Source organism: Halegenticoccus soli (assembly GCF_002844195.1).
GTDB lineage: Archaea > Halobacteriota > Halobacteria > Halobacteriales > Haloferacaceae > Halegenticoccus > Halegenticoccus soli.
Genome location: NZ_PEND01000007.1, coordinates 189,004 through 205,631, shown reverse-complemented (window position 1 = coordinate 205,631; position 16,628 = coordinate 189,004). Strand labels below are relative to the sequence as shown.

The window sequence follows — 16,628 nt, the reverse complement described above, 5'->3', positions numbered from 1 at the left end:
TGGTTCGCGCCTCGACGATCGACGGCTCGGGCCGTCGGCGGTGGCGCGGAAGCGGCCGACCGCTGTAAGCACCCTTAAGACCGGCCGCCCGCATCCATCGCACATGCAGCCACGGGATCTCTCAGCGCACTCCCCGTACGTCCCCGGGCGCGGGTCGGAGGAGGTGGCCCGCGAACTCGGGATGGACCCCGACGAGCTGACGAAGCTCTCGTCGAACGAGAACCCCTTCGGGCCGAGTCCCGAGGCGGTCGAGGCCGTCCGGGAGGCGGCCCCGAACGTCGACGTGTACCCGACGACGTCGCACGCGGACCTGACGGAGAAGTTAGCGGCGAAGTGGGGGCTCGTCCCCGAGCAGGTGTGGGTCAGCGCGGGGGCCGACGGCTCGATCGACTACCTCTCGCGCGCGATGCTCGAACCCGGCGACCGCGTGCTCGCGCCGACGCCCGGATTCTCCTACTACGGGATGAGCGCCCGGTACCACCACGGATCGGTCGCCGAGTACGAACTCTCGAAGGACGACGACTTCGCGCAGACGCCCGAGACGGTGCTCGACGCGTACGACGGCGAGCGGATCGTCTACCTCACGACGCCGCACAACCCGACCGGATCGGCGTTCCCGCTCGAAGCGGTCTCCGAGCTGGCCGAGTCGGTCGAGGCGCACACGCTGCTCGTCGTCGACGAGGCGTACGGCGAGTACGCCGAGCGGGCGAGCGCGATCGGCCTGCTCTCCGACCACGACAACGTCGCCGTCCTCCGGACGTTCTCGAAGGCTTACGGCATCGCCGGCCTCCGGATCGGCTGGGCGGCCGTCCCCGAGGCGTGGGCGGACGCCTACGCGCGCGTGAACACGCCCTTCGCGGCGAACGAGGTCGCCTGCCGGGCCGCCCTCGCCGCCCTGGACGACGACGCGCACGTCGAGCGAACCGTCGAGACCGCCCGCTGGGCGCGCGAGTACATGTACGAGCACCTCGACGCCCGCACGTGGGAGAGCGCGGGCAACTTCGTGCTGGCCGAGGTGGGGGACGCGAGCGCGGTCGCCGAGGCGAGCCAGCGCGAGGGCGTCATCGTCCGCGACTGCACGAGCTTCGGCCTCCCCGCCTGCATCCGGATCTCCTGCGGCACCGAAGCGGGGACCAGGCGGGCCGTCGAGACGCTGAACGGCGTGCTGGCCGAGGTGGCGAAGCCGTGAGAGTCGCCGTCACGGGGACGCCCGGAACCGGCAAGACGACGGCCGTCGACGCCGTCGGGACGGACCTCCCGGTCGTCCACCTCAACGACGCCGTCCGCGAGCGCGATCTCTGGACCGACCGCGACGAGGGACGGGACTCGCTCGTCGTCGACCTCGACGCGGTCCGGGAGTGGCTGGGCGACCGAGACGGGATCGTCGAGTCCCACCTCGCGCACCTCCTCGACGCCGACAGGGTCGTCGTCCTGCGGTGCCGACCGGACGTGCTGGAGGAGCGACTCTCGGAGCGCGGGGTTCCGGAGGCGAAGGCCCGCGAGAACGCCGAGAGCGAGGCGCTCGACGTGATCCTCTCGGAGGCCGTCCAGCGCCACGGCGAGGCGAAGGTGTTCGAGATCGACACGACCGACCTGACGCCCGGGGAGGTCGCCGCCGAGATACGGGCCGTCGTCGACGGCGAGCGCGACCCGAGCGCCGGGACCGTGGACTTCCTCGACTACCTCCGAGAATCATGACGCTCGATCAACTCCGCCCGGTGGCGAACCGCGCGCTGAACCCCTTCGTCTCCGTTGCCGACACGGCCGGGCTGACGCCGAACGGCGTGAGCGTCATCGCCTTCGGCTTCGCCGCCGCGGCCGGGGTCGCGTTCTACCTCGCCACCCCGCTGTGGTACGCCCTGGGGGCGGCGTTCGTCTTCGCCAACGGCTGGCTCGACCTCCTCGACGGCGCGCTCGCCCGCGAGCAGGGCGTCGCCTCGAAGGGCGGCGACCTGCTCGACCACGTGCTCGACCGCTACGCCGACATCGTCGTCATCGCAGGCCTCGCCGCCGGCGTCGGGCGGTACGCCCTCGGCCTCGCGGCCGTCACGGGCGTGCTCATGACCTCCTACCTCGGGACGCAGATTCAGGCGGTCGGACTCGGCCGCGAGTACGGCGGCCTGCTCGGCCGGGCCGACCGGCTCGCGCTCGTCGGCGTCGCGGGCGTGCTGGCGGCGGTCGTCCCCGACCCCCTCGTCTTCGGGCTGACCGCCGTCGGCCTGCTGCTCGCGCTCTTCACCGTCGTGGGGCACCTCACGGCGCTCCAGCGGTTCTGGGGCGCGTGGTCGGACCTGCGGTGAGCGGCGCGCGACCGGTTCGGAGCGGAATCGGCCGACGGAATCGCTGCGTGCATTTTATAGCGGGGGATCATCTATCACGACTCATGCCCCAGTGCGAGATGTGTGGCGCCGAGAAGCCGTCACTCACTACCACGAAAGTCGAGGGTGCCGAACTGGAGCTGTGCGACAACTGCAAGGGGTTCGGCACCGAAGTCCGCACTGAGTCTTCGGGGTCGAGCGCGTCGACGAAGTACTCCACGTCGAGTTCGTCGAAGTCTTCGACCGCTTCGCAGTCGTCGGGCGGCGCGTCCGCCGGGTCCGGGTCGACCCGACGGCGCCGGGACATGTTCGACGACATGGACGAAATCGCGACCGACTACGACGACCGCATCCGTCGCGCGCGCGAGGGGATGGGACTGAGCCAGGAAGACCTCGCAAAGCAGCTCAACGAGAAGGCGAGCCTCATCCGGAAACTCGAACGCGGCGACATGCTCCCGAACGACACGATCCAGCGGAAGCTCGAGCGGAAGCTCGACATCTCGCTGACCGAAGGCGGGGACACAGACGAGGCCGAGTGGTCCGGCGGGGGATCGACGACGACCACGCTCGGCGACGTGGTGAAGCGGAAGGACTGACGGCCCGTCCGTGCGGTCACCGTCCGCCGTTCTCCCGAGCGCTCACTGTCCGTACCCGTGTCCGAGCGCCAGCGCGACCGCGTTCAGCGCGAGCAGCGACAGAAACAGCGGCAGCCACGTTCCGTTCACGCCGACGGCGATGAGTCCCAGGAGCACCAGCGGTAGCACCACCGCCAGCCAGAACGCGACGAGCTGCACGGATCGGAACACGGAAGCGGAGTTTCGCACACCCATAGCTCGTTCAGTAACGTACGACGGGCCGGTACGTAGCTAAGCGGTCCCTATTCGGGGAAACGGCCCGTCCCGGTCGGAGAAATGACTCGCTTCGCGTCGGTTGGGCGCGTCCTAAGCGGCTCGGATAATCAAGCTATTTGCCCCTCGGGGAACCTCGTTGGGTATGTTCATCCTGGTGAACCTGAAGGCGTACCCCTGCGATCCGATCGAGGTCGCGACGGCCGCGCGCGACGTGGGCGACGAGTCCGGCGTCCGCATCGCGGTCGCGCCGCAGGCGGCGCACCTGTCTCGCGTCGCGGAGACGGAAGTCGAGACGTGGGCCCAGCACGTCTCGCCGAACGACTACGGCAGCCACACCGGCAGCACGCTCGCCGAGGCGGTCGCCGAGGCCGGCGCGACGGGAACGCTCGTCAACCACTCCGAAAAGCGGCTGAAGCTCGCCGACGTCGACGGCTCGGTTCGCGCGGCGAAGCGCGCGGGGCTCGAAACGGTCGTCTGCGCCAACAACCCCGCGCAGATCGGGGCCGCCGCGGCGCTCGAACCCGACGCGGTCGCGGTGGAGCCCCCGGAGCTCATCGGGGGCGACGTTTCGGTGAGCACCGCCGACCCGGAGATCGTCGAGAACGCGGTCGAGGCGGCCGCCGCGGTCGACGAGGCGGTCGACGTGTTCTGCGGCGCGGGCATCTCGACCGGCGACGACGTGACCGCGGCGGCCGACCTCGGTGCGGAGGGAATCCTCCTCGCCAGCGGCGTCGCGAAGGCCGACGACCCCGAAGCGGCACTGAGAGACCTGGTCGAGCCGCTGTAGGCCGCGACCGCGCCCCGTAAACGAACAGTTTCGCCGACCGTTTCGCCCGGTCGGCAGCGACTACCGGATTTTCCGTTCCGCCTGTCGCCCGTCGTCGAGGAACGTCGCTTCGACGGCGGCGACGATCGCTTCGAACTCGTCGTCGTCGAGCCTGTCGGCGTACTCCTCGCGCACGAGGTCGGGGAGGGCGTAGGCGTACCGGCCGCGGCCCGCGTGGCGGACGAGCCCCGCGCGGCGGAGCGGCCGGTTCCGGCTGTAGGCGAGCCGCTGGTCGCCCGAGCCGCCCGCGGCCACGTGCGCGTCCACCGGTTCCCCGACGCGGCGGTCGCGGTAGTACCGCAGCATCCGACGCGAAATCGGATCGAGCTCCGCGATGAGCGCGCCGAGCTCGACGACGACTCCCCGCCGCTCGTCGTCGGCCTCGTCGACGACCTCCTCGAACCCGGGGTACGGCTGTGCGACGTACTCGGCGTCGGACGCCGCATCGTCGTCCGCTTCGGCGTCGGCTTCGCCGTCCGTGCGCGTCGGTCCGTCGGCTCCCGGCGCGTCGTTTCTTTCCGCCTTCTCGTCGGTTTCTACCGCCGTCTTCGTTTCCGTCGCCTTCTCGCGCTCCGACGCGTCGATCCGGCGCGACGCGTCGACGGCGGTCGAGGAGTCGTCCGACGCGGCCGCGGCCTCGCCGCCGGCGCTCCGCTCGTACGCGTGAAGCTCGGTCTGGTGCTCCGGTCGCTCGAAGTTCCGTCCCTGGCCGCCGCGGTAGGGCGCGTCCGCCTTCCGGAGCATCGCCTGGGCGAACTGATCGGCCATCCGGCTCATGTCGCGGGCCTCCTCCAGCTCGCGCTCCAGCTGCTCGATTCGCTGTCGCTTCTCGTCGAGCTCCTGGCGGAGATCGGCGAGTTCGCTCTCGCGCCGGGCCTTCTCGTCGGAGATGTCGCGGAGCTCCGAGACGAGGTCGCCGCTGACGGACTTCAGCTCCGGCCGCTCGAAGTCGTCGAGGCCGGGCGTCGCGCCGGCGTCGAACGTCTTCTTGCGGTGAAACTGCACGCGCCGGACGGACTCGCTCCAGTCGGTCATCAGGAAGGCCTCGCCGTTGCCCATGTCCTCGATGGCGTCGGCGTACTCGCCGCCGAGGATGCGGCCGACGACCTTGGTGTCGTTCCCCCAGGTGAGTCGGTGCCAGACGAGCCAGTCGCACTGGGTGATGAAGTCCTTCTTCACGTCCGCCGGGCGCTGGCTGATGCCGACGACGCCGAGGCCGTGCTTGCGGCCGCGCTTGCCGATCTTGATCAGCATCTTCCCCGCCTCGCCGACGCCGCCCTTCTCCGGGATGTACTCGTGGCACTCCTCGACGAGCATCAGGAAGGGTTTCTTGAGCTTCTTCTCCTTCGCGAACAGCTGTTTCGACACCTCCAGGAGGAGCTCCTGACCGTCGCTCTCGTCGAGGTACCCCGAGACGTCGAGGATGATCGGGACGTTCTGCTCCAGCGCCAGCGCCGCGATCTTCTCCGCGTGCTCGGGGCTCACCTGGATGTCGCACTCGTCGTCCGCGCCGGCGTGGAGGATCTCGTAGGACTCCTTCAGTCCGTAGTACTCCCCGTCGGTGTCGACGATGAGGACCGGGAAGTTCTTGTCGAGGAGGTTCTCGATGATGACGCTCGCCGTGTTGGAGTTGTGGACGAACACCCCGTTCGCGACGAAGTTGTCGTTGAGTTCGACGTCCAGGTCGTACACCGTCCGCTCCTCGTCCAGCCGCTCGACCGAAACGACGCGCTTCCACTGGACGTCGGACTCGCCGAACGCCCGGGCTCGACCGCCGACGTCGAGTTCATCGACGAGGCGGTTGTAAGTCCGTCTCCCGGCTTTCTGCTTGCGGGTGAGGTTGTGGACCGAGGCGCCCTCGATTCTCCGCTCGCTGTCGCGCGTCGTCCAGTCCGCCCCCCGGGCGGTCACGTTGAGGACCGGGCCGAAGTTCGGGATCATGTCCTTGGAGTTGTACCGATCACCGGTCGCGAGCTCCGTGCGGAGTTCGGCGAGGCGCTCCGACTTCGATTCGACGCTCAGGTCGACCGTGTCGTCGAACGCGTCGATACAGAAGGAGTCGACGGTGAGCCGGCGATACCGGCGGTCTTCGCCCTCGTAGAGCGTGAACTTCTCTCGAACCGTCGACGAGATTCCGAACTGACGGAGGAGCTCTTTGAGTCCGTCTACGAGTCGTTCCGACTTCGACATCGCGGCGACGGCGTTTTCGCCGACCGTCCCGTCACCGTCGAAGTACCCGGAGAGGAGTCCGGCGCGGAACGCGGACGGCGCGTCGAACGCCCAGTTCGGGATCCGCTTGTTCGCCGACCCGCTCCCAAACTCGGCTTCGAGGAACCTCGCGTACGGTCGGAACCCCTTGTTGCAGGTCCGTTCGTAGACGTTGTAACCGCGGGACCGGAGGAACTCCTTGACGCCGTCGTCCACGTTCGAAATCTGGAGCGTCAGACCGGAGTCGAACGATCCCTCGGCGAGGTACAGCCCGATCTCCTTGCCGGTCGCAAAGTCGAGCGTCAGCCGGCGGAGCTCCTCTCGCGGGCCGCTCTGGATCACCCCTCCGTCGACCCTGATGTTGTTCGCGTCGTCGACGTACTCGGCGAGGTCGATTTCGGTCGCGGATTCGGCGCTCGGGAGCTCCCGGGAGAGCGGCATCCACGTGCCCTCCTCGAGTTCGTCGCCCCTGACGGGGACGATTTCGAGCCCGTCGACGGTGAGGAAGCTGTGGTCCTCGGTGCCGACGAGCTCCGTTCCGTCCTCCAGCGTGATCCGCAACAGTCGGTCGTCGGTGTGGCTGATCGTCGCTCGCACCTCCCGGAACTCCTGTCGGTACGTGCGTTTGTTCAGGGAGAGTACCTTCTCGCCCTCCTCGACCTCCTCTATCGGTTTCCGCCCGTTCGCCGTGTGAACGGGCGTCCCCTCCAGGATGCTCTTCCCCCCGCCCGATTTCCCGGTGATGAACCCGCGTCCGGTGAGGATCTCGACGACGGGGAGCTCGACGGGCGATCCCGGTTCCGCGTCGTCCGTCCCACCCGGGCCAGCGCTCACCTCGGCAACCGCGATCGTTTCCGTGTCCGTCATGCGCTTCGTGGGGTGTCTCTCCCCGCGACAGTATAACTTACCGGGGGATCGCCCTCGGAAACGATCGCCCGCCGCCGACGCCGTCGGACCCCGTCGGCTCTCGTCACGCCCGGTCGACCGAGAGCAGCGAGAAGCTCCAGCCGGTCGCGCGCCCCTCGTACTCGTCGAAGACGAGCGAATCGCTCGCGACCCCGCCCGCTTCGATCCGCGCCGTTCGCCGCCGGCGCAGCGTGTCGCCCCCGCCGAGCGTGAGCGTCCCCTCGAACGTCGCGTCCACCGCGAACTCGTGATCGTTCCGGATGACGTAGTTGACGTACACCGGCTCGTTCGGGTCGGCGTGCGCCCCGTTGGAGTTCGAGTACACGTCGACGTTACCCCGGAGATCCGGCGTCGACTCTCCGGCCGGGTCGGTCGCCGTCGGCGACGAATCCTCGGTCGCGGTTCGATCGGAACGGTCCGGCGACGGCGCTTCGCCCCCCTCGGCGGTCGCGGGCGGAGACGGCGTCGACTCGCCGGTCGGGTCGGCGGGCGTCGAGGACGGACCCTCGGCGGTCGCGCCAGTCGTCGGCGACGCCCTGTCGTCCGCACCGCCGCCATCGCCTCCGCTTTCGCCGCTCCCGTCCTCGTCGCTCGCGCCCCCGGTTCCGCCTGCGCCCGGAAAGAGGCGGATGTGCGGCGAACCGGCGTACGTCGCGGCGGCCCAGCCGAACGCCGCGCCGACGACGACTCCGAGGAGGACCCGTCGCTCCATGTGGTTTCGCTGACTTGTCGGGAAATAAGCCTTTCTCCGAACTACTCAAAGTCCAGCAGCGACGCCTGGCCCTCTTCTCTGCGGTCGGCCGCCGAATCGCTCGCAGCGCCGTCGGTCGGCGGTGGATCACCCGCCGTCGCACCACCCGCCGTCGCGTCGGCGGCCGTCGCGTCGGCCGCGGTCGAATCGACCGAGGTTGAGTCGGCGGCCCAGCGGCTCAGGTCCGCGACGGTCGCGTCCGCTTCGGCCGCGCCGGGCGGCGCGGGTGTCGGATCCGATGCCGAGTCCGGTTCCGCGTCCGCCGCCGAGCCGTCCCAGCCGTCGAGCCTGGCCTGATCGCCGGCCGAGAAGCTCAGCTTCGAGACGCGGACGCCGAGTTTTCGAACCTCGTCGTCGGCGAACTCCGAGAGGAGGTCGAGCGCGACCTCCTCGACGAGGTCGGGGTCGTCCACCGGACCGGGAAGCGACTTCGCGCGGGTGTGCACGTCGAACGGCGGGGTGACGACCTTGACGCCGATGGTCCGGTACAGCGCGTCCCTGCTCCTGGCTCGCGCGGCCACGTCGGCCGCGAGCGTCCGGACCTTCTCCCGCTTGCGGTCCGTCTCGGCCGTCGCCTCCGTGAACGCCGACTCCCGCGAGAGGCTCTTCGGTCGGCCGGTCGGGGTCACCTCGCGGTCGTCGTCGCCGCGGGCGCGGTCGTACAGCTCCCGACCGCGCTCGCCGAACCGCGCGCGGAGCGCCGACGGGTCCGCCGCCGCCAGATCGCCGGCCGTCTCGACGTCCATCTCGCGGAGCTCCCGCGCGGTGACCGGCCCGACGCCGTGGAGCTCGTCGACGGGTATCGGTTCGAGGAAGTCGCGCACCTCTCCGGGTCCGACGACGACGAGCCCCTCGGGCTTGTCGTAGTCGCTCGCGAGCTTGGCCGTGCTCATGTTGGGAGTGACGCCGATGCTTGCAGGGACCCCCACCTCCCGCGCGATCCGGTCCCGGACGTGCCTGGCGTACCCCTCCGCGAGCGTGCGATCGGTCCCCTCGACGGTCTGCCAGGAGGTGCGGTCGGTCACGTCGAGGTACGCCTCGTCGATGCTCACCTCGCGGACCACGTCGGCACAGTCGTGGAGGATCTCCTTGACCTGCTCGCTCACCTCCTTGTAGAAGTCCAGGTCGACCGGGCGGTAGTGGCCGGCGTCCGCCGGGTCGAGGTCCGGATCCGTCCGCGCGTCCTCGATCCGCGGAAGCGCCTCCAGCGCCTTCGAGATGGGCTGTGCGCTCTCGACGCCGTACTCGCGCGCCTCGTAGCTCGCGGTGGCGACCGCGCCGTGGCCCTCGCCGGGTTCGTAACCCATCCCGACGACGACGGGCTCGCCTTCGAGCTCCGGCTCCCGGAGGCGCTCGCAGGAGGCGTAAAAGCAGTCCATGTCGACGTGGAGGACGATGCGGCGATCGTCGTCGGTCCCCGTGCCGGGCAACGTCCTCCCGCTCATGTACGGCAGTCGGGGGCGATCCCTCGTTAAGGTTCTCGAACCGGAGCGAAAGTGGTCGAAGGTGGGTTCCGGGTTCGTCGACGGAGGAGCAGACCGCCGCTCCTTCCCGCGGGCCGGCGCATCCTCGCGCAGTTAGGCGGCCACTTCGTTACTTCAGCCGTTCCTGGAGGAAGGACGGGTGGGCGGCGGTGACGCCGTCGATGGAGAGGATCTCTTCGCTGATGACGTCGCCGAGCGAATCGCCGTCGGACGCCCGGACCTCCGCCATGAGCATGTGATCGCCCGACGAGGTGTACAGGGACTCGACGGAATCGAGCGACTTCAGCGCGCGGCTGGCCTCGACGTAGCGTTCGCTCTCGACGTCGATGCCGACGAGCGCGATCGACTGGCTGGAGAGTTTCTTCGGGTCCACGTCGGCCGAGTACCCGACGATAACCCCGTCGTCTTCGAGCTTTTTGATGTACTTGCGCACGGTCGGCTTCGACACGCCCGCGCTCTCTGCGATATCGGCGTAGGAGGCTTGCGCATCCCGTTCGAGTGCGGCGAGGATGCGATCCTCCGTAGACGTCGCTCCCATGTCCATCGTTTTCGCTTCCCCGAAAAAATATCTTGCGAACGGGAAAAGGCTTCTCCGCCGACTGAAAGAGACGGGGTCGCGCCGCCTCGGCTTCCCTACTTGTGCTTCGCGAGGAACGAATCGTACGACCGCTCCCACTCGTAGTCGTCGTCGAAGTACCGCTCCGCCAGCGGCGTCTCGGGCATCTCGCCGAGGGCCTGCTTTTCATGCTGGTAGGACGGGCGGTCCTCGTCGACGTAGTAGCGACCGGTGAGCACCTTGCCCTCGTGGAGGGCGCTTTCGGTCTCGCGCATCATCTCCGCGGCCTCGGCGCGGTCGTGGACGTCGAAGTCGTACTCGTCGGAGTCGTTCACGTCGATGTACGGGACGTACTGCCGGGCGTCCTTGTTCCAGGTCGGACACTGGGTCAGGAAGTCGATGTGCGCGAAGCCGTCGTGCTCCATAGCCTCCTTCAGGATCTCCTTGGCCTGGTTCGGGTTGACGGCGGCCGTTCGGGCGATGTAGGAGGCGCCCGCGTTCAGCGACATCGACAGCGGTCGGAGCGGTTCCTTCGCGCTGCCGTGGGGCTGGGTCTTGGACTTGTGCCCCTTCGGGCTCGTGGGCGAGGTCTGGCCCTTGGTCAGGCCGAAGATCTCGTTGTTGAACACGATGTATGTCATGTCGTGGTTCTCACGAGCCGTGTGGATGAAGTGGTTGCCGCCGATGCCGTAGCCGTCGCCGTCGCCGCCGGCCGCGATGACCTCGATGCCGGGGTTGGCGAGCTTCGCTGCCCGCGCGATGGGCAGCGAACGGCCGTGGATCGTGTGGAAGCCGTAGCTCTCGAAGTAGCTGTTGAGCTTACCGGAGCAGCCGATACCCGTGACGAGAAGCGTCTCGTCGGGCGTGCGGCCGACCTCGGGCATGGCCTGCTTCAGGGCCTTCAGGACGCCGAAGTCGCCGCACCCGGGACACCACGTCGGCTGCGGTTCGAGTCCGGGCGTGAACTCGTCGCGGTCGATCTCGCGTTCCTCACCGATTGCGCTGAATGCACTCATGTTTAATCACCCGCTGCCGGGACGAATTTGGTTCGAGTGTGGGGCAGATCCCCGCCCTCGACGATGTTGACTTCGAACCCCTCGACGATCTCCGCCGGTTCGAAGGGGTTGCCGTTGTACTTCAGGAGGCTCGACAGCTTCTCGCCGTACTGACCGAGCTCCTTCTGGGTCAGCCCGCGGAACTGCGCCGAGGCGTTCATCTCGACGACGAGACACTTGTCGACGCTTTCGAGGAACTCGGACACCTCGTTTTCGGGGTAGGGCATGAGGTCGCTGACGCCCAGCGCCTTCACGGAGTGCCCCGCCTCGTTGAGACGGTCGACCGCCTCCTCGACGGTGCCCTGGTTGCTGCCGAAGGTCATGATGCCGTACTCCGCGTCCTCCGGGCCGTACTGGGTCTGGTGGCTCTTCTCCTGGGAGTCGAGCTCCTCGCGGATGGCCTCCAGCTTCCGCATCCGGCGGTTCATCTGGTAGACGCGGTTGTCGGGGTCCTCGCTGATGTGCCCCTCCGGCATGTGCTCGTTGCCCGTCGCCAGGAACCGGCCGCCCTTCTGTCCGGGGATCGAGCGCGGACTGACGCCCTCGTCGTTGTCCGGGTCGTACTGGAACCGGGCGAACTTGCCGCCTTCGTGTTCCGCGTCTTCCAGTTCGGCCTCCGTGAGCGTGCTCCCGAGGCTCGGGTTCGGCTCGCGGTCGTAGTGGCTGGCGGGAACGTTGGTCAGCTCGCCGCCGAGCTTCTGGTCGTAGAGGACGATCGCCGGAATCTGGTACTCGTAGGCTATCTGGAACGCCTTGCGGGCCTGGTCGTACGCCTCGTCGACCGTGCCGGGCGCGAAGACGACGCGGTTCGAGTCGCCCTGGCTGGTGTAGAGAACGTGCTCGAGGTCGCCCTGCTCCGGCTTCGTCGGCATGCCGGTCGACGGGCCGGCGCGCATCGCTTCGATGAGCACGACCGGCGTCTCCGTCATCTCCGCGAGGCCGAGCGGTTCGGACATGAGCGCGAACCCGCCGCCGGACGAACCGGACATCGCCTTGACGCCGGCGTGACTCGCGCCGATGGCGAGCGCGGCCGCCGCGATCTCGTCTTCGACCTGCTCCGAGATGCCGCCGACCTCGGGGAGGTTCTGCGACATGATGGTGAAGACCTCGGTCCACGGCGTCATGGGGTAGCCCGCGATGAACCGACAGCCCTCGTCGAGCGCGCCGTAGGCGATGGAGTCGCTGCCCGAAAGGAGCACCTGTTCCTCGTCGTGTTCGCCCTCGGGGACCGCGACGTCGGGCGCTTCGACGTCGTACTCCTCCTGGACCATCTCGTACGCCTCGTGGAGGATCTCGATGTTCGGTTCGAGGATCTTCTCGGGCATCGCATCCGTCATCAGGTCCTCGATCCACTCGAGGTCGATGCCGGCGATCGCGCAGGTCACGCCGACGCCGGCCGTGTTGCGCATGACCTCGCGACCGTGCTCGCGCGCGAGACTGCGGAGATCGGGATCGAAGACGTGCCAGTTGTTCTCCTCGACGCGCGCTTCGAAGTCTTCGATCTCGCTCGCGTCGAGCAGCCCCGAGTCGTAGACGATGACGCCGCCCTCGCGGAGTTCGTCGAGGTTCTCCGACAGCGGTTTGATCTCCTCGTTGCCGTAGTAGGCTTCCTGCTGGGGGTTCCGGGCGAACGAGTCGCCGAGCGCGAGGAGGAAGTTATAGCCGTCCCCGCGCGACTTTACCGGATCCGCCGCCGCGCGGATCTCGGTGTACGTGTGGCCGCCCCGGATGCGCGACGGGTAGTGTCGATGCGTGAAAACGTGCAGGCCCGAACGCATCAGGGCCTTCGCGAAGTTCTGGCTGGTCGAGGCGATGCCGTCGCCGGATCCGCCCGCGATCCGCCAGATGAGTTCGTGGTCAGTCATATTGTGCAATCACGGCCCTTGAGAGAGCCATTGGTATTGGTTTTTGGCTAGGCCCGGACTAAAGGCTTTGCTATGGATTACCAAGGATCGATAATGAAGAATCCGGCGACCGCGACGCCCTTTAGCCGTAATTTTCTATCGTATCTGAACAATACTATCTCTAAAAGGTATTGTAATTGGTATGACTCTTGTAAGATACCGAAGAGTGAGAATCCCCCGTGCAGCTTCTACGGTCTCTCAGCACGTATAATCATATTTTAACTTTTATCCCAAATTTTAAATCAGGTAGCCGAACTATTCGGTGCTACCACGAGATGAAGGGTACGTCGCTACTCGTCGCAGCACTGGTCGTGACGACGGCCGTCCCCGCCGACGCCGTCGCCGCCGAGAACGAACCCCCGCTCGTCGACGCCGGTCTGGATCAGACCGTCGAGCGCGGCTCCACCGTGTTGCTCGACGGCACCGGATCGCGCGATCCGGACGGTCGCGTCGCCTCCTACCGGTGGTCGATTACGTCGCCCGACGGACGGTCGGTCTCCCCCGAGAACGCCTCCGCTCCGGAGACGAGCTTCGAAGCGACCCGGCGCGGGAGATACGAGGTCAGACTCACCGTCGTGGACGACGACGGCGCTTCCCGCGCCGATACGCTCTACGTCACGGTTGAGAAAGGAGAGCGCCCGGCGGTGTCCGTCTCGGGGCCGACGCGTCCCAGAGTGGGTTCGGAGCGGACCTACACCGCCTCCCTCGATTCCGGTGCCGCGCCCCTCGATCGCCTCGTCTGGATCGTCGACGGGACCGTCGTCGCTAATCGGACGCTCGCGGACGAGCAGTCGACCGACACGCTCTCGACGACGTTCGGCACTGTCGAGGAACACAACGTGACGGCCGTCGTGCACGACGCGGACGGCCTGAGCGCGTCGGACGCGCTCGCGGTCACGACGCGATCGAGGCCGGCGGCGCGAGATTCGCGGAGCCGTCCGCCGGACGACAGCGTGCGATCGCTCGCCGCGAGGTACTCCCCGTCCGTCAGTGGCGCGCGGGTCGTGACGGGCAGCGAGCCGTTGACGGCGAACTACGAGGTGACGGGCGTGAATCTCGGTGACGTCCGTTCCGTCACCTGGCACAGCGAGACGGGCCGTATCGGACGCGGTTCCGATCTCGGGACGAGTTGGTCACCAGGCGACCACAGGCTGTACGCCGTCGTCGCGTACCGCGACGGTTCGCGCGACGTCGCCAGGTTCTCCGACGGTACGACTCGCGTCGTCGCGGATCCGGCTCCGACGCTCTCGCTCGACGAGCTCGATCCCGGCGAGTCGATAACGGGGCGAGCGACGGCGTTCGACGGCTACGAGAATCTCGAGGAGATACGCGTTCGGATCGGCGGGGAGACCGTCGGCCGGTGGTCGAACCGGGGATCTGCGCTTCCGAATCGCAACGCCAGCCGGCGGTCGCTTCCGTTCCGAAAGGACGGGGTTGCGCTCGGGGACGAGTACGACCTCGTCGTCACGGCGGTCGATGCGCGGGGGCAGACGGCTCGAATCGAGCGATCGGTGACGCCGACCGCCGCGCCGGAGATCGTCGAGTCGGGGTTCGTGAACACGCCGGTCGATTCGTATCACGAACGCATCGATCCGGATCGGTACGTCGCGAAGCACGTCATGAAGATTGATTTGAATGGGGTGGAGAGAGATAGTCTCGTTTTCAGTTTTGAACCCGGGAAAAGTGATATAAAAAGGATAAATAAAAAGGAAGTATTCCCTAAGAGAGATGGTGATAAGATAACTGTGACTACTGAGTGGGCAGCAAAGAAGCCCGGAGTATACACGTTAAAAAGTATTATTGAAGCCGAACATGAAAGCGGGAGAAAGAGAGACTCTTCAATTGACATATTAGCTGTAGAGCAAAGCCCACCCGAACTCCGCTTAGAGGTAACCTACGACGGGACGCCCCATCAGAAAACGGCGTGGGGAATACGGATCGACGCGGGGGACTCCTTCGATCCCGATGGAACCGATCTAAAGTACATATGGGGCTACGGTGCGAGACCGACCCGTCCGGACAACACGACCGCGAAGTTCGATTCGATGAAGTTCGCGTCGATAACGATCGTCGACGAGTACGGGAACTCGGTGACGAGAGACGAGCAGTTCCACCAGTACTACGCTCCGGAAATCGAAAGTATCGAACCGGTCGAAGAGGGACCGTACGCCCCGAATGATACGGTCCAGTTCCGGGTAAAAACGAAAGAATACGAGTTCAGTAAGAACACGTACAACGTCGACTTGTCGCTTGACCTTGAAGGTGTGTCTGGAAGGGTTGAAAAGTGGAAACGGTTTAAGGATGACATTACAGATGATGCACAGATTCACCGTCGCTGGGAAGGAATCGTTTCGATCCCCGCCGAGGAACTTCAGTACGCCGACGGCGCACGGATAAAAGTATACAGCACCAAAAAACCCGACCAGGCGTACCACTATGGGACGATTCCGTCGGTTACCGTTCTGCGCGATGTCGGAACTGTCAGGCGCAACGTCACAGTCTCCGACTTGCGGTACGTGCTTGACAAGCCGAAAATATCTCGCGTCTATGCGGATTCGACGGAGGAACGAGATCAGTATCTTTCTGAGGGGTACGATGTCGAGAGAGTTCACGAGAACGGCTACAAAATCACCGTCGACAAGCGCGTGAAAGTGCGGGATCCGGTCTACGAAACGAGAACGAAATCCTTCTCGAATCCGTCGAACTGGCGGCAGTTCCTCCGGCTCACCTCGGAGTGGAAATCGGCGGGAACGAAACGATCCGTCAGGGAGTGGACGGGTACCGACACGGAGTGGCGGGACAGCAGGACCGGATCCGGGACGTTCACCGGACAGACGCGGAAGGTCATGGTCGAACCGCCGGAATACCGCGTCAAAAAACAGTACAGGTACACACGGACGGTCACCAAGACGGGGTGGCGAACGGTGATGCGACCGAAACGGGTGACTGTTCGCGAAGAACGGACTCGGAAGGAGTGGCGGTGCCGCTTCGGATACTGCTACAGAATCACGAGGACGTACACCGTCCCCGTTCAAAAAACGATCTGGCGACCCGTCACGCAGACCTACACGTACACGACGACCGAGTCGGACACCTACTGGGCGTTCAACAAGTACGGGTCTGATCACCGGTACACGGGACGCAGCAAGCGCGTGAAAGTCGCTGACGCTCGGTACGATACGCAATACAAGTACGAATTCGAGAAAACCTACCGAGAGACGGAGACGACGTATCTCGCAGAGCGACAGGTGATGGTCGAGCCTGCGAAATACGAATGGCGAGAACACGCCACGCCACTGAACCGTTTACGAGCGCTAGACATGGCTCAGCGTGACGGTTATCGTATCGGATCTATCGACGTAGACAAGGAGTGGGAACTGACCAAGACGGTCGGGAGAAAGAGAGTGATGGCAGACAGTTACGACGATGAGGACAGGGTCATCAAAACACGTGCGACAGTATATGGATTGGAGGAACACCGGTTATTCAATGCGGAATCTGGAAAGTATATTGTCAAAAATGAATCCGTATTCCGGACTACAGTTGAGAAAGAAGGTGTTGCGAGTAAAAGCGAGATAATAAATGAGGTTAAGCAGTCCGAAGACGGTTCGTGCGTACCTCTACGCTCTCGGGTTAATCGAGGGGGTTGCCAGAAATGGTAACTGGTATAGTAAGATCCGTAGCTCTAATTGCTCTTGTGTTATTAGCTATCCAGCCTACATTAGTAGTTGGAGAAGAACAAGACAAATCCTATATTGAATGTGCGGAC

The 16,628-nt window shown here is 66.0% G+C and carries 13 protein-coding genes; 6 read left to right on the top strand and 7 right to left on the bottom strand.

Features of this window, described 5'->3' with window-relative positions; translation table 11 throughout:
- Positions 1-103: 103 nt before the first annotated feature.
- From hisC to CNO20_RS18920, 4 genes are all read left to right on the top strand, one after another.
- Complete coding sequence (gene hisC, locus CNO20_RS18935; protein ID WP_101297766.1) at positions 104-1,189, top strand: histidinol-phosphate transaminase; 1,086 nt, start codon at positions 104-106, stop codon at positions 1,187-1,189.
- On the top strand, positions 1,186-1,698 hold the full coding sequence (locus tag CNO20_RS18930) for an adenylate kinase family protein (protein ID WP_101297765.1): 513 nt from the start codon (positions 1,186-1,188) through the stop codon (positions 1,696-1,698). The genes hisC and CNO20_RS18930 overlap by 4 nt, the downstream gene beginning before the upstream one ends.
- On the top strand, positions 1,695-2,300 hold the full coding sequence (locus tag CNO20_RS18925) for a CDP-alcohol phosphatidyltransferase family protein (protein ID WP_101297764.1): 606 nt from the start codon (positions 1,695-1,697) through the stop codon (positions 2,298-2,300). The genes CNO20_RS18930 and CNO20_RS18925 overlap by 4 nt, the downstream gene beginning before the upstream one ends.
- 83 nt (positions 2,301-2,383) lie before the next feature.
- Positions 2,384-2,914 carry a multiprotein bridging factor aMBF1 gene (locus CNO20_RS18920; RefSeq protein ID WP_101297763.1) on the top strand — a complete coding sequence of 177 codons (531 nt, stop codon included), beginning with the start codon at positions 2,384-2,386 and terminating at the stop codon, positions 2,912-2,914.
- A 42-nt stretch (positions 2,915-2,956) separates the two neighbouring features.
- On the opposite strand, the gene CNO20_RS18915 is transcribed toward CNO20_RS18920, so the two are convergent.
- On the bottom strand, positions 2,957-3,142 hold the full coding sequence (locus CNO20_RS18915) for a DUF8028 family protein (RefSeq protein ID WP_199174927.1): 186 nt from the start codon (positions 3,140-3,142) through the stop codon (positions 2,957-2,959).
- 169 nt (positions 3,143-3,311) lie between these two features.
- On the opposite strand from CNO20_RS18915, the gene tpiA reads away from it, so the two are divergent.
- Entirely contained in the window at positions 3,312-3,956 is a 645-nt protein-coding gene (gene tpiA / locus CNO20_RS18910; protein WP_101297761.1) for a triose-phosphate isomerase, read from the top strand.
- Positions 3,957-4,016: 60 nt separating this feature from the next.
- Here tpiA and CNO20_RS24445 read toward each other — a convergent pair whose 3' ends face one another.
- From CNO20_RS24445 to CNO20_RS18880, 6 genes are all read right to left on the bottom strand, one after another.
- Positions 4,017-7,070, bottom strand: a complete 3,054-nt coding sequence (locus tag CNO20_RS24445) for an LAGLIDADG family homing endonuclease (RefSeq protein ID WP_101297760.1) — start codon at positions 7,068-7,070, stop codon at positions 4,017-4,019.
- Positions 7,071-7,173: 103 nt separating this feature from the next.
- Positions 7,174-7,821: a hypothetical protein gene (locus CNO20_RS18900; RefSeq protein ID WP_101297759.1), complete on the bottom strand. Its 648-nt coding sequence runs from the start codon at positions 7,819-7,821 to the stop codon at positions 7,174-7,176.
- Positions 7,822-7,862: 41 nt separating this feature from the next.
- On the bottom strand, positions 7,863-9,305 hold the full coding sequence (dinB, locus tag CNO20_RS18895; RefSeq protein ID WP_101297758.1) for a DNA polymerase IV: 1,443 nt from the start codon (positions 9,303-9,305) through the stop codon (positions 7,863-7,865).
- Positions 9,306-9,453: 148 nt separating this feature from the next.
- Positions 9,454-9,882, bottom strand: a complete 429-nt coding sequence (gene lrpA1 / locus CNO20_RS18890; RefSeq protein WP_101297757.1) for an HTH-type transcriptional regulator LrpA1 — start codon at positions 9,880-9,882, stop codon at positions 9,454-9,456.
- Positions 9,883-9,977: 95 nt separating this feature from the next.
- Positions 9,978-10,916 (bottom strand): thiamine pyrophosphate-dependent enzyme, encoded by a 939-nt coding sequence (locus tag CNO20_RS18885; protein ID WP_101297756.1) that lies wholly within the window; start codon positions 10,914-10,916, stop codon positions 9,978-9,980.
- Positions 10,917-10,918: 2 nt separating this feature from the next.
- Positions 10,919-12,820: a 2-oxoacid:acceptor oxidoreductase subunit alpha gene (locus CNO20_RS18880; protein ID WP_101297755.1), complete on the bottom strand. Its 1,902-nt coding sequence runs from the start codon at positions 12,818-12,820 to the stop codon at positions 10,919-10,921.
- Between the two features lie 314 nt (positions 12,821-13,134).
- Between CNO20_RS18880 and CNO20_RS18875 the strand changes: the two genes are divergently transcribed.
- A complete protein-coding gene (locus CNO20_RS18875) occupies positions 13,135-16,521 on the top strand; it encodes a PKD domain-containing protein (protein ID WP_101297754.1) in 3,387 nt (1,128 codons plus the stop codon).
- Positions 16,522-16,628: the final 107 nt, after the last annotated feature.